At 57.5% G+C, this 13,733-nt stretch carries 10 protein-coding genes; 7 read left to right on the top strand and 3 right to left on the bottom strand.

Features of this window, described 5'->3' with window-relative positions:
* Positions 1 to 32: 32 nt before the first annotated feature.
* On the bottom strand, positions 33 to 2,027 hold the full coding sequence (tkt, locus tag KGFNPO_RS02820; RefSeq protein WP_472633003.1) for a transketolase: 1,995 nt from the start codon (positions 2,025 to 2,027) through the stop codon (positions 33 to 35).
* Between the two features lie 152 nt (positions 2,028 to 2,179).
* Here tkt and KGFNPO_RS02815 point away from each other — a divergent pair, with 152 nt between their 5' ends.
* Positions 2,180 to 2,905, top strand: a complete 726-nt coding sequence (locus tag KGFNPO_RS02815; RefSeq protein WP_472633002.1) for a 16S rRNA (uracil(1498)-N(3))-methyltransferase — start codon at positions 2,180 to 2,182, stop codon at positions 2,903 to 2,905.
* Between the two features lie 214 nt (positions 2,906 to 3,119).
* Here the strand turns inward: KGFNPO_RS02815 and KGFNPO_RS02810 are convergent, their stop codons facing one another.
* Both KGFNPO_RS02810 and KGFNPO_RS02805 read right to left on the bottom strand, forming a co-directional pair.
* Positions 3,120 to 4,808, bottom strand: a complete 1,689-nt coding sequence (locus tag KGFNPO_RS02810; protein WP_472633001.1) for a methyl-accepting chemotaxis protein — start codon at positions 4,806 to 4,808, stop codon at positions 3,120 to 3,122.
* A 40-nt stretch (positions 4,809 to 4,848) separates the two neighbouring features.
* On the bottom strand, positions 4,849 to 5,364 hold the full coding sequence (locus KGFNPO_RS02805; protein WP_472614656.1) for a chemotaxis protein CheW: 516 nt from the start codon (positions 5,362 to 5,364) through the stop codon (positions 4,849 to 4,851).
* A 523-nt stretch (positions 5,365 to 5,887) separates the two neighbouring features.
* On the opposite strand from KGFNPO_RS02805, the gene KGFNPO_RS02800 reads away from it, so the two are divergent.
* The 6 genes from KGFNPO_RS02800 (at position 5,888) to KGFNPO_RS02775 (ending at position 13,523) form a co-directional block, all read left to right on the top strand.
* Positions 5,888 to 6,865, top strand: coding sequence for a bifunctional riboflavin kinase/FAD synthetase (locus KGFNPO_RS02800; RefSeq protein ID WP_472633000.1), 978 nt, complete (start codon positions 5,888 to 5,890; stop codon positions 6,863 to 6,865).
* Between the two features lie 98 nt (positions 6,866 to 6,963).
* The gene (gene ileS / locus KGFNPO_RS02795; protein WP_472632999.1) at positions 6,964 to 9,891 is read left to right on the top strand and encodes an isoleucine--tRNA ligase; all 2,928 of its coding nucleotides are present in this window, start codon (positions 6,964 to 6,966) and stop codon (positions 9,889 to 9,891) included.
* Between the two features lie 82 nt (positions 9,892 to 9,973).
* A complete protein-coding gene (gene lspA / locus KGFNPO_RS02790; RefSeq protein WP_472632998.1) occupies positions 9,974 to 10,474 on the top strand; it encodes a signal peptidase II in 501 nt (166 codons plus the stop codon).
* Between the two features lie 210 nt (positions 10,475 to 10,684).
* Entirely contained in the window at positions 10,685 to 11,905 is a 1,221-nt protein-coding gene (gene coaBC / locus KGFNPO_RS02785; RefSeq protein ID WP_472632997.1) for a bifunctional phosphopantothenoylcysteine decarboxylase/phosphopantothenate--cysteine ligase CoaBC, read from the top strand.
* Between the two features lie 46 nt (positions 11,906 to 11,951).
* Positions 11,952 to 12,398 carry a dUTP diphosphatase gene (gene dut / locus KGFNPO_RS02780; RefSeq protein WP_472632996.1) on the top strand — a complete coding sequence of 149 codons (447 nt, stop codon included), beginning with the start codon at positions 11,952 to 11,954 and terminating at the stop codon, positions 12,396 to 12,398.
* A 3-nt stretch (positions 12,399 to 12,401) separates the two neighbouring features.
* A complete protein-coding gene (locus tag KGFNPO_RS02775) occupies positions 12,402 to 13,523 on the top strand; it encodes a M48 family metalloprotease (RefSeq protein WP_472632995.1) in 1,122 nt (373 codons plus the stop codon).
* Positions 13,524 to 13,733: the final 210 nt, after the last annotated feature.

Here is a 13,733-nt window from a genome sequence, read left to right as displayed (position 1 = left end):
GTTAATTAAGCAATATTAGTTAAACAATATAGTTAAGCGATAACCAATTTCACATTGGCCACGACATTGTCGACCGTGAAACCAAAATGTTTGAACAATACACCCGCCGGAGCGGACTCACCGAAGGTGTCGATACCGATCACCGCACCTTCAAGACCGACATATTTGTACCAGAAGTCGGTCACGCCAGCTTCAATCGCGACCCGCGGCAAGCCTCGGGTCAGGACACTGGCTTTGTAAGCCGATTCCTGGCGATCGAACGCGTCGGTGCACGGCATCGAAACCACGCGTACCGGCACGCCTTGCTTGGCCAGTTGTTGCGCCGCTTGCATCGCCAGTTCGACCTCGGAGCCGGTCGCGATCAGGATCGCCTTGGCATCCGCCGCGTCTTTCAGCACGTAGCCGCCACGGTAAATATGGGTAATTTGTTCCGGCGTGCGTTCCTGATATTGCAAGTTCTGACGCGAGAAAATCAGCGTCGACGGGCCGTGGCGACGGGTGATCGCATGCGACCAGGCCACGGCGGATTCGACCGTGTCGCAGGGACGCCAGTTATCCAGGTTCGGGATCAAACGCAAGCTGGAAACGTGCTCGACCGATTGATGGGTCGGACCATCTTCGCCGAGGCCGATCGAGTCATGCGTGAACACGAAAATCGAACGGATTTTCATCAGTGCCGCCATCCGCAGCGCATTGCGGCTGTAGTCGGAGAAGGTCAGGAAAGTGGCGCCGAACGGGATGTAGCCGCCATGCAGCGCGATGCCGGTCATGATCGCGCTCATGCCGAATTCGCGCACGCCGTAATTGATGTGGTTGCCGGGCTGGTCGGCGCGCACCGCGACGCATTCTTTCCAGTTGGTCAGGTTGGAGCCGGTCAGATCGGCGGAGCCGCCGAGGAACTCGGGCAAAGTCGGCGCCAGAGCTTGAATCGTATTCTGGCTGGCCTTGCGGCTGGCGATGGTTTCTTTCTTTGCGACGCAACTGGCAAGGTAGGACTTGACCACATCGTTGAAATTGCCCGGCAATTCGCCTTTCATGCGGCGCAGCAGTTCGCCCGCTTGCTGCGGGTAACGCTCGCTGTAGGCGTTGAACAAGGCATCCCATTCCGCTTCAAGGCGAGCACCTTGCGCTTTCGCATCCCAGGCGGCGTAGACATCGGCAGGCACTTCAAACGGCGTATGCGGCCAATCCAGGGTTTCGCGCACCGCGGCGATTTCCTTGTCGCCCAAGGGAGCGCCATGCACATTGTGGGTGCCTTCCATGTTCGGCGAGCCCTTGCCGATCACGCTCTTGCAGCAGATCAGCGTCGGTTTGTCGGACAGCCTGGCTTGCGCAATCGCGGCATCGACGGCCGCAACATCGTGTCCGTCCACTGCAGGAATCACGTTCCAGCCGTAGGCTTCGAAGCGTTTCGGGGTGTCGTCCAGGAACCAGCCTTCGACCTTGCCGTCGATCGAGATGCCGTTGTCGTCATACAGCGCAATGATCTTGTTCAGGCGCAAGGTGCCGGCCAGCGAACAGACTTCGTGCGAAATGCCTTCCATCAGGCAGCCGTCGCCCAGGAATACGTAGGAGTGATGATCGACCACGGCAAAGCCGGGCTGATTGAATTCGGCCGCCAGCAATCTTTCTGCCAGCGCCATCCCGACTACGTTGGCCAAACCCTGGCCGAGCGGGCCGGTGGTGGTCTCAATCCCCGGAGTCACATGCACTTCCGGATGGCCCGGTGTCTTCGAGTGCATCTGACGGAAATTTTTGAGATCTTCAATCGACAAATCGTAGCCGGTCAGGTGCAGCAACGCATAGTGCAGCAACGAACCATGGCCGTTCGACAACACGAAACGGTCACGGTTGATCCAGTGCGGGTTGGCCGGATTGTGGCGGTAATGTCCGGCCCACAAGGCGACGGCGATATCGGCCATTCCCATCGGCATGCCGGGATGCCCGGAGTTGGCCTTTTGTACAGCATCCATTGCCAGCGCGCGGATCGCGTTGGCCATCTTGGTAGTTGGGAGCGTGGAAATCATGTTGGTCTGTTTGAATGACGATGGGGGAATAAGGACATGCTCATAGACTTGCGTAATCAGTGAACAACGACAGTGCACAGTGCGAAGCCAAGTATTTTACCAGAGACACAGGTGCCGAATTAAAATCGGGATTCCTCTTAACCGGATTTACCATGCCTCGTTTTTATTGCTCACAGCCGCTGGCGATCGGTACCCAACTGGTATTGCCCGACCATGTCGCCCATCACGTCCAGGTCCTGCGCCTGGAGCCTGGAACGGCGATCACCCTGTTCAACGGCGATGGCGGCGTATATACGGCGACCCTGACCGTCATCGAAAAAAAACGCGTCAGCGCCGAAGTCAAAGCGTACACCGCGCGCGATGTCGAGCTTCCGTATGCGATCACGTTGGCGCAAGCGCTGCCGGAATCATCGAAAATGGACTGGATTATTGAAAAAGCGGTGGAATTGGGCGCCGCCGCGATCCAGCCGTTATCGGCCCAGCGCTGCGTGATGCGGCTGTCCGGCGAACGCGCCGAAAAGAAACTGGCTCATTGGCAGGGCATCATCGTCGCCGCCAGCGAGCAGAGCGGACGCAACCGTCTGGCGCAACTGGGCGAACTGTGCGACTTCAAAAGCTGGATCACGCAACAAGACTTGCACCGCCGCATTCTGCTCAGCCCGCGCGCCGAACAATCGCTGTCCGGCTGGGCCCGCCATCATCCGCCGCAGGCACTGGCATTGCTGATCGGGCCGGAGGGCGGTTTTAGCGAAGTGGAAGAATCGATGGCCGTTTCACAAGGCGCGCTGATGCTGTCGATGGGGCCGCGCGTGTTGCGTACCGAAACCGCCGGACTGGCGGCGCTGGCAACGCTGAACGCGATGTGGGGTGAAATGTGAACTGGTATTACGCATGGTCATAACGAAAAAACGGTCCACGAAAGACACGAAAAGCACGAAACAGCAAGCAATATCAGTAGTGCAGGCCTCCGTGCCTGCTCTCTGCAGCAGCATAAAGGCCTGCACTACTAAACAGCAGAAAGAATTAAGTCATGCAGTTTTTTCGTGCTTTTCGTGTCTTTCGTGGACAAGTACTTAACATCGGTTGGTTAGTTCAGAATTCTTCCCAGCTCTCCTCGTCACTGCTTACCGGAGTTTTTGCAGCGGCTCGCTTGACCGGGCGCGCGACCTTGGCTGCTGCAGGCCGTTTTTCGATTAGAGCAATGCCGTTTTTCTGCGCCGGCGCTGCCATTGCCATTGCGGGCGACATGTCGAGCCGGAACATCCCCACCACCTGGGTCAGACTGCCGGCTTGCTGCTGCAATGACTGGGCGGCGGCTGCAGCTTGTTCTACCAGCGCGGCGTTTTGCTGCGTAACTTCATCCATTTGGGCAATGGCCTGATTGACCTGTTCGATGCCCTGACTTTGCTCTTGGCTGGCGGCGGTGATTTCAGACATGATGTCGGTTACGTGGCGCACGCTGGCCACTACCTGCTCCATGGTGTCGCCGGCGTGCGCCGCCAGCTTGTTGCCGACCCCGACCTTTTGCACCGAATCGTCGATCAGTGACTTTATTTCCTTGGCCGCAGTGGCAGAGCGTTGCGCCAGGTTGCGCACTTCGGAAGCCACTACCGCAAAACCCCGGCCCTGTTCGCCGGCACGGGCCGCTTCGACTGCGGCGTTCAGGGCCAGGATGTTGGTCTGGAATGCGATGCCGTCGATGACGCCGATGATGTCGACGATTTTCTTGGCGGAGACGTCGATGGCAGCCATGGTGTCGACTACCTGAGACACCACTTCGCCGCTTTTGAGCGCGACTTCGGAGGCGGTGAGCGCCAGTTGATTGGCTTGTCGGGCATTGTCGGCGTTTTGCTTGACGGTGCCGGTCAGCTCTTCCATCGAGGCTGCGGTTTGTTCCAGGCTGCTGGCCTGGCCTTCGGTACGACTGGAAAGATCGAGGTTGCCGGCTGCGATCTGGCTCGATGCGGTGGCGATGGCGTCGGTGCCGCTGCGAACCCGGGACACGATGCCAACCAGACTGTCGCTCATTTCCTTGATGGCGAGTAGCAGCTGGCCGATTTCATCGGCGGACCGGATCTTTACCTCAGTCGTCAAATCACCCGCTGCAATGCTGTGCGCCACATCGATGGCGTGATGCATCGGACGCAATATGCTCCTGATCAGGAAGTAGGCAGCCGCGGCCGCCAGCAATACGCCCAGAGCAATCGCAACGAAGATGCCGAACTGGGTGGTATCGTTGCGCGCCACGCTTGCATCGTATTCTGCCTTGGCGCCGTCGACTTGCAGTTTTCGCAATGCGCTAAAACTGCTTCTGACCGGGCTGGAGAGGGATTCAATTTCATGCCACTTCAGCTGCACCTCACCGATGCGCTCTTCGCGCAACGCTGCGACGGCGGGCAGCAGCCCTTCCTTGACGAAACGGCTGCGGTCGACTTGAAACTTGTCGGCCAGCCGCTTTTCTTCCGGCGTCAACCTGGACGACGTATAGGCACGCCAGATATTGGTAATCTCCAGGATTCTGGCATCGATTTTAGCGGTTTCGGATTTGATCTTATCGGGCATCGGGTCCTGCAGCACACTGACGATGCCAAGCAGATTTTCCTGCAACAAGTTATTCATCGTCGCCATCTGCTCCAGCGGCACTGCGCGGCCCTCATACACGGTTTTCAATCCGGCATTGGTCTTGTTCATGCCATTCAGGCCCAGCATCCCGATAAGGACAGTGAGCAAGGACAAAAATCCGACTACGCCGATCAGGCGCGTTTTAATTGTTAATATCATATCTGCGCTTTACCAGGAAATCCAAAGATCCAACACAATGCTAGGCAGCATTTTTTTCAATCAAGCCCATCTCGGCCGAAGACATCAATTTGTCGATATCCACCAGAATCAGCATGCGCTCTTCGACCGTGCCCAACCCGATCAGATAATCGCTATCGAAAGCGGCTCCCAGATCCGGCGCCGGCTTGATCTGCTCTGGCACCAGCGTGATCACGTCGGAGACGCTGTCGACCACCATTCCCATGATGCGCCCGCCAATGTTGAGGATGATGACCACCGTGAACTGGTCGTAGGTCGGCGTGCCCAGCTTGAATTTGATGCGCATGTCGACCACCGGCACGATGATGCCGCGCAGGTTGATGACGCCTTTGAGAAACTCGGGCGCATTGGCGATCCGTGTCACCACTTCATAGCCGCGTATTTCCTGCACTTTAAGTATGTCGATGCCGTACTCTTCCTGCCCCAGGGTAAACGCCAGAAACTCGTTGCGGCCATGCGTGTCTGCCTGATTGGGGTGATTGCCTACAGCGGAGAGTGATTGGGTTGAAGAAGACATGGTGCTCTCTTAAAAGGGGTGATTACAATGCATCCGATCCTGGACTGGATGGCTGGATGGCTGCCTGGAAACCGTAGTCCGGTTGCCGGCATCAGATTACTACACGGCAACTGAAGTATGGCAGGTAGCGGCTCTACCCGGTAAAACTTTAACCCAGCGCAGTTGCCGGCCGCAGCGTTGGCCAGAATTTCGCAAGCTTACAGGAGCCTGCTTATACAGCATACTGTATTTTTAAAACCCCATTAATAGCATGCGTAAAATAGGGTAAATATTAATATACTGCCAATAAATTTAAATTCATGCGAGGCTTTCGCCAAGCCAATGAGTTTTAAATTTGGAAGCCGCGCAGACACTTGCGTCCAGCCATACATGCAGCGCAACTCGGTGCTTGCTGTCGCTTGCAGTGTGGAATGCGCCGGAATGCCGCAACCTGCCGAATCCGCGCCGGTTTTACAATCCAAGGGAAAGCGCCAGAAAGCACTTATAATCGAAAGCTTTGCAGCAATCCCAACACTGAATCTGTATGAAGGTATTTCGCGGACTTCCCAATGCCGCATCGCGTGCGCCCTGTGCGCTGGCGATCGGCAACTTCGATGGTGTGCATCTTGGGCATCAGGCCCTGCTTGCGCGCGTGTGCGAAGCCGCCGCCCGGCTGCAATTGGATGCGGCGGTGATGACTTTCGAGCCGCACCCGCGCGAATTTTTCGCCCGCGTCCAAGGCCACCCGAGCCGCGCGCCCAGCCGCATTGCGAACCTGCGCGACAAGCTGCAAGCGTTGGCCACCACCGGCATCGAGCGCGTCATCGTCGAGCATTTCAATGCCCATTTCGCCAGTCTGACACCGCAGGATTTTGTGGAAAAAGTGCTGGTGCAGCGCTTGCACGTCAAATGGCTGATTGTGGGCGAAGACTTCTGCTACGGTGCCAAACGTGCCGGCAACCTGGCAACGCTGGTCGAGTCCGGCAAGAAATACGGCTTCGAGGTGGAAGTGCTGCGCACGGTCACCAACGACGGCACCCGCATTTCTTCGTCGGCGGTGCGCGCCGCATTGGCGGCAAGCGATTTTGACCATGCGCGCCAATTGCTAGGCCAGCCGTACGCCATTTCCGGCCATGTGGTCCACGGCAAAAAACTGGGACGCACGCTCGGATTTCCGACCCTGAACCTGCGCGTGACCCACCCGCATCCGGTGCTGAACGGGATTTTCATCGTTCAAGTGCACGGGCTGGCCGAGACGCCGTTGCCGGGCGTTGCCAGCCTGGGATTGCGGCCGACGGTCGACGACAGCGGCCGCGTGCTGCTGGAAACACATCTGTTTGATTATGCCCAACAGTGCTATGGCAAACTGATCCGGGTCGAATTCCTGAAGAAGTTGCGGGACGAGGAAAAATACGTCGATTTGCCGACTCTGATCGACGCCATAGCCCGCGATGCGGTGCAGGCGCGCGCTTACTTCAAACACCGCGCAGCAGCCGCCACCACGGCGACCGACCGAATTTGAAGCTGCCGACGCCACGCAGCGCCGCCATCTATCCGCTTTATAAATCGCTTTATAGATGTATATCGCTGAATTTCACTGAACATCATTGAAGAAATACTATGTCCGATAACCAAACAAACCAGCCTGAAGTCAAGCCATCCAGCAAACCGGCTAACAAGCCGTCCAACAAGGCGCACAGCAAATATCCGGTCAACATGACCGAAACCCCGTTCCCGATGCGCGGCGATCTGGCCAAACGCGAGCCGCAATGGGTCAAGCAATGGCAAGAGAAAAAAATCTACCAGCGCATCCGCAAGGCCTCGGCCAACCGCCCGAAATTCATCCTGCATGACGGCCCGCCGTATGCGAATGGCGATATCCATATCGGTCACGCGGTCAACAAAATCCTGAAAGACATGATCATCAAGGCCCGCAACATGGCTGGCTTCGATGCGCAATACGTGCCGGGCTGGGATTGCCACGGCATGCCGATCGAAATCCAGATCGAAAAGCTGTACGGCAAGAATCTGCCGGTGGAACAAGTGCAAGCCAAGGCGCGCGCCTACGCCAGCGAACAGATCGAGCGCCAGAAAAAGGATTTCATCCGGCTCGGTGTGCTGGGCGAATGGGATAACCCTTACAAGACCATGGACTTCGGCAACGAAGCCGACGAATTGCGCGCGCTCGGCACCATGCTGGAAAAAGGTTATATCTATCGCGGCCTGAAGCCGGTCAACTGGTGCTTCGACTGCGGCTCGGCATTGGCCGAAGCGGAAGTCGAGTATCAGGACAAGCGCGACCCCGGCATCGATGTCGGCTTCCCGTTCGCCGAGCCAGACAAGATCGCCGCCGCCTTCGATTTGCCGCAACTGCCCACCGACAACGGTTACGCGGTGATCTGGACCACCACCCCGTGGACCATTCCCGCCAACCAAGCGCTGAACATGCATCCCGAGTTCACGTATGCGCTGGTGCAAACTGTGCGCAATGGCGAGACCATTCTGCTGATTCTGGCCGAAGATCTGGTTGCATCCTGCCTGCAGCGCTTCGGACTGGAAGGCAAAACTATCGCCACCTGCAAGGGTGCAGCGCTGAGTCTGATCAAATTCAAACACCCGTTCGCCGACTTGGATCAAGGCTACAACCGTTATTCGCCGGTATTTCTGGGGGAATATGTCGAACTCGGCACCGGCACCGGCGTGGTCCATTCGGCACCTGCTTACGGCATCGACGACTTTATTTCCTGCAAAGCGCACGGAATGACCGATGACGAAATCCTGAAACCGGTGATGGGCGATGGCAAATACGCATCCTGGCTGCCATTTTTCGGCGGCATGACGATCTGGGAAGCGTCGAAGCCGATCTGCAGCAAGCTGGAAGAAGTCGGCGCATTGTTCAAGCTGGTGATGTTCGACCACAGCTATATGCACTGCTGGCGCCACAAGACGCCGATCGTCTATCGCGCCACCTCGCAATGGTTCGCCGGCATGGACCTCACGCCGCAAGACGGCGGCCTGAGCTTGCGCGAAACCGCGCTCAAGGCAATCGACGACACCGCTTTTTACCCTGCTTGGGGCAAGGCGCGGCTGCACGGCATGATCGCCAACCGGCCCGACTGGACGCTGTCGCGGCAACGCCAATGGGGCGTGCCGATGGCCTTTTTCGTTCACAAGGAAAGCGGTGAACTGCATCCGCGCACAGCGGAATTGCTGGAGATCATCGCCCAACGGATCGAACAGCACGGCATCGAAGCCTGGCACGCAGTCGATATCGACCAACTGCTGGGCGACGACGCGCCGATGTACGTCAAGAACAAGGACACGCTGGACGTCTGGTTCGATTCCGGCACCACGCACCAGACCGTGCTAGGCGGTCGACAAGGCAAAGGCTCGCACGCAAAACAGTTGCAATTTCCGGCCGACTTGTATCTGGAAGGCTCGGACCAGCATCGCGGCTGGTTCCACTCTTCGCTGCTGACGTCTTCGATGCTGAATGGCTGCGCGCCGTACAAGGCTTTGCTGACGCACGGTTTCGTGGTCGATGGCGAAGGCAAGAAAATGTCGAAGTCGAAAGGCAATGTGGTCGCGCCGCAAAAAGTCTCCGACACGCTCGGCGCCGACATCCTGCGGCTGTGGGTTGCGTCCACCGATTATTCGGGCGAATTGAATATTTCTGACGAAATCCTCAAGCGCGTGACCGAAGCGTATCGCCGCATCCGCAATACGCTGCGCTTTTTGCTGGCCAACACCTCCGATTTCGACTTTGCCAAGGATGTGGTGCCGGTCGCGCAGATGATGGAAATCGACCGCTATGCGGTAGCCAGCGTAGCCGCCTTGCAGGCTGAAATCCTGGCCCATTACGACGCTTATGAATTCCACCCGGTAGTAGCCAAGCTGCAAGGTTTCTGCTCGGAAGACCTGGGCAGTTTCTACCTCGACATCCTGAAAGATCGCCTGTACACCGGCGGCACCACTTCACATGCACGCCGCTCGGCGCAAAGCGCCATGTGGCACATCACGCAATCGTTATTGCGCGTGATGGCACCGATGCTCTCTTTCACCGCCGAAGAAGCCTGGGCCGTATTCGCCAGCAAAGAAGCGTTTGCCGACAGCGATGAAACGGTTTTCACCCAGACCTATTACACGCTGCCCGAAGTGGCCGATGCTCCGGCATTGCTGGCAAAGTATGCCCAGTTGCGCGAAATCCGCGCCGATGTCACCAAGCAAATGGAAGAAGTGCGCAGCGCCGGCGCTATCGGTTCATCGCTGCAGGCCGAGATCAGCATCAAAGCCAGCGGCGACAAATTTGCGCTATTGAGCGGCATGGGCGACGATCTGAAATTCGTGCTGATCACCTCGCAAGCCGAAGTGCTTGAAGTTACCAGCAAGGAAGAAGAAAGCGTCGTCGTGACTCCTTCGGCATACCAGAAATGCGAACGCTGCTGGCACTATCGCGCCGATGTCGGCAACCACACCGAGCATCCCGGTTTGTGCGGGCGCTGCATCAGCAATCTGTTTGGCGCGGGCGAAACACGGCGCTTTGCCTGATTACTGACATTAACTCCGCAGCCTGTCATGCCAATTTTCCGGCATGACAGGCCAATCTGACATACCTCCGGAGTACATCGCAATGGCAACAAAAAATCGTTATTCTTCCAGTTCACACACCAGCATTACGCCCTGGATCGGGATCGCGGCGATCGTGATTTTGCTCGACCAGTTGAGCAAGATCACGATCACCAAATTATTCACCTACGGCGAGTCACTTACGGTAACCCCTTTTTTCAATCTGGTGCTAGCCTACAATAAAGGCGCGGCATTCAGCTTTCTGGCGGCCGAATCCGGCTGGCAGCGGTATTTTTTCACCACCGTCGGCGTAGTGGCGGCGCTGGTGATCATATACATGTTGCGACGCCATGCCGGCCAACGCCTGTTTTGCTGGGCTTTGGCGCTGATTCTGGGTGGCGCCATCGGCAACGTGATTGACCGCGTCATGTACGGCCATGTGATCGATTTTCTGGACGTGCATTTCGTCGGCTGGCACTGGCCGGCATTCAACCTCGCCGACAGCGCCATTTTTATCGGTGCGGGATTGTTCATTCTCGATGAGTTGCGACGCGTCAATAAGTAGCGACGCCAAGTAACGGCATCAAGTAACAACACGCGGCGCAAGGCATTCTTTATAAAAAATATACTATTGCGTGTATTTTTTATAAAAGCATATGAATAATGCGGAAAGTATCTGTTTTTTATGCATACTCCCTAATTTAATATATCAGTCCCGCATTACCCGTTGGTTGCACGGCAACACGCTCAATCTCAAAGCATCAAAGGAATAGCGATGGATCTTGCAGGCAAAAAAATTATCCTAGGCCTGACCGGCGGCGTCGCCTGTTACAAGGCGGCGGAATTGACCCGCACCTTGGGCAAGGCGGGTGCCTCGGTGCAAGTCGTGATGACGCAGGCCGCGACCCAGTTCATCACCCCGGTGACGCTGCAGGCGCTGTCCGGCAAGCCAGTATTTACCGATCAGTGGGATGCGCGGATCGCCAACAACATGGCGCATATCGACCTCAGCCGGGACGCCGACGCCATCGTGATTGCGCCTTGCTCGACCGATTTCATCCGCAAGCTGGCGCAGGGCGCATGCGACGACCTGCTCTCGACCTTGTGCATCGCGCGCCCGGCCCGCCTGCCCTTGCTGGTGGCGCCGGCGATGAATGTAGAAATGTGGCAAAACCCCGCCACCCAGCGCAATGTGGCGCAACTTGCGGCAGATGGCATCGAATTGCTTGGCCCCGACACCGGGGCCCAGGCTTGCGGCGAAAACGGCATGGGCCGCATGCTGGAGCCGGCTCAGTTGCTGGAGCAAATCATCGCTTCCTTCCAGCCGAAAATCCTGGCGGGCCGGCGCGTCCTGCTGACCGCCGGCCCGACCTTCGAGCCGATTGACCCGGTGCGCGGCATCACCAACTTGTCGTCCGGCAAGATGGGTTACGCGATTGCCCGCGCCGCCCAGCAGGCCGGCGCTTTTGTCACCCTGATATCCGGCCCAACCGCGCTCGACGTACCGTTCGGGGTGCAGCGCATCGAGGTTCAAACCGCGCAACAAATGCACGATGCAGTGCTGGCGCAAGTGAGCGATCAGGATATCTTTATCGCGGTAGCCGCGGTGGCCGACTGGCGGGTAGCGAATGCCAGCGCCCAGAAGCTGAAGAAGGAAAGCGACAAGGACGGCAACAGCGATGGCGGCGCGCCGGTGCTGGAATTTGCGCAAAATCCGGATATTCTGGCCACCGTCGCGGCGTTGCCAAAGCGGCCGTACTGCGTCGGCTTTGCCGCCGAGTCCGAAAATCTGCTGCAGTATGGCGAGCAAAAGCGTCTGCGCAAAAACATCCCGCTGCTGGTCGGCAATATCGGCCACCATACTTTCGGCCAAGATGACAACGAATTGATCTTGTTCGATGCCGACGGCCACACCCTGCTGCCGCGCAACGACAAACAAGCGCTGGCGCGCCAGTTGATCGCAGTCATCGCCGGCCGCATGCCGCCTGCGGCATGAGCATCCGGCAACACCAGGTTGAACCAATCACTAGGAGCCAGAATCCATGAAAACCATCGACATTAAAATTCTCGACCCGCGCCTCAAGGACCAACTGCCGGCCTACGCCACCGCCGGCAGCGCCGGACTGGACTTGCGGGCCTGCCTCGATGCGCCGCTGTGCATTGCTCCAGGCGAAACACACCTGATTCCGACCGGGCTGGCGATCCATGTGGCCAACCCCGCATACGCCGCGATGATCTTGCCGCGCAGCGGACTGGGCCACAAACATGGCATCGTGCTGGGGAACCTGGTCGGCTTGATCGACTCCGACTATCAGGGGCAGTTGATGGTGTCGACCTGGAATCGCGGCCAGACCGCTTTCACGCTCAACCCGATGGAACGCCTGGCGCAACTGGTCATCGTACCGGTGCTCCAGGTTGGTTTTAACATTGTCGAAGAATTTGATGCCAGCGAACGCGGTACCGGCGGATTCGGCAGCACAGGAAAATAATCCATGACGATATTTCACATGCCCGCTGCAAGGTACGCGCGCACATACATACACACCAGTCTGACACGCTGCCGGCGGCTTTCTGGATGGGCTGCGGCAGCATTGCTGCTCAGTGCTTGCGCCACGCAACAGCCAATAACGGCAACACCAGAAACCCCCAAAAGCCCGGGCGCATCTCCCGCGCCATTGAGCGCCCTGCCCGCCCCGGCCCCCCTGCGCTCGATCGTAGTGCAGCAGGAGCGCCTGTATCGGGTCGCAGCCCCCTTGCTGACCCAGAATGCGCCGCTGTGCAAGGCCAATGCCCGTAATCTGCTCGGATTTTCTGCCAAGAACAAGTACTCCTTCCCTGAAGAATTCGTCGCAGATGCGCAAAAGGCGTACGGCCTGGACGAACAGTTGCAAGTGATCCAAGTCTTGACCGACAGCGGCGCCGAACATGCCGGCATCCGGCGCGGTGACCGCCTGATCAGCGCCAGCGACAAGCCTTTTCCGCTCGGCCCCAACGCCGAACGACAGGCCGCCGCGATCCTGGGCCCGCTGGTGCGCAATCGTTCGCTGATTAAATTGACCGTTTCACGCAACGACAAGAATATTCCGCTCAGCATCCCGCTCACCCGCGCCTGCGCTTTCGCGGTGGAACTGGGCAATACGGACAACGTCAATGCCTATGCAGACGGCCAGCGCGTAATGATTACCCGCGGCATGCTCGATTTTGTCCAATCCGACGAAGAGCTGGCTCTGGTGCTGGCGCGAGAATTCGCGCATAACGCACTGGCGCATGCCAGCAAGCAGAAAATCAGCGCTACCATGGGCGGCATCATTGACAATCTGATCCGTCACAACCCCGATCTGGATGCAATCAATGGCATGGTAGGAATAAAAGCCTATCCACAGAATTTCGATGCAGCCGCCGACAGCCTGTCTTTGTACATGCTGACCCGGGCAGGATACAAAATTGACAATGCGGCGGCGTTTTGGCAGCGGCTGGACCGGCAAATTCCGGCCACGGTACTAAACGGCTATACGGCAATTCATCCAGCCACCGCTTACCGCCTAGCAACAATCGCCCAAACCGTAGCCGAGATCAAGGCCAAACAGGCGCACAAAAAACCGCTGCTACCGTAAGGAAACCGCCACTACAGGAAATGAATTATGGCAGGAGTATATTAATTAACACCACACTTACCGCAATAAAATAAAGTGATACGAAATATACTTCGAACTGTATATGTAATGTACCAACTTCTATGGGCAGCACGGATGGATTGTGCGCAACCGCAACTCCTGGAAAAATACCGATAAAAAAACCCGAACTGTTGGTGGCAGTTCGGGTTT

The sequence above is a fragment of the Gelidimonas diazotrophica genome (assembly GCF_055694025.1).
This window is presented reverse-complemented; position numbering and strand designations above follow the sequence as displayed.

Coding starts and splice junctions, on each gene's coding strand:
- coaBC (WP_472632997.1), top strand. CDS start 10,685: ATGGATCTTGCAGGCAAAAAAATTATCCTAGGCCTGACCGGCGGCGTC.
- KGFNPO_RS02815 (WP_472633002.1), top strand. CDS start 2,180: ATGCCTCGTTTTTATTGCTCACAGCCGCTGGCGATCGGTACCCAACTG.
- KGFNPO_RS02805 (WP_472614656.1), bottom strand. CDS start 5,364: ATGTCTTCTTCAACCCAATCACTCTCCGCTGTAGGCAATCACCCCAAT.
- lspA (WP_472632998.1), top strand. CDS start 9,974: ATGGCAACAAAAAATCGTTATTCTTCCAGTTCACACACCAGCATTACG.
- KGFNPO_RS02775 (WP_472632995.1), top strand. CDS start 12,402: ATGACGATATTTCACATGCCCGCTGCAAGGTACGCGCGCACATACATA.
- tkt (WP_472633003.1), bottom strand. CDS start 2,027: ATGATTTCCACGCTCCCAACTACCAAGATGGCCAACGCGATCCGCGCG.
- KGFNPO_RS02810 (WP_472633001.1), bottom strand. CDS start 4,808: ATGATATTAACAATTAAAACGCGCCTGATCGGCGTAGTCGGATTTTTG.
- dut (WP_472632996.1), top strand. CDS start 11,952: ATGAAAACCATCGACATTAAAATTCTCGACCCGCGCCTCAAGGACCAA.
- ileS (WP_472632999.1), top strand. CDS start 6,964: ATGTCCGATAACCAAACAAACCAGCCTGAAGTCAAGCCATCCAGCAAA.
- KGFNPO_RS02800 (WP_472633000.1), top strand. CDS start 5,888: ATGAAGGTATTTCGCGGACTTCCCAATGCCGCATCGCGTGCGCCCTGT.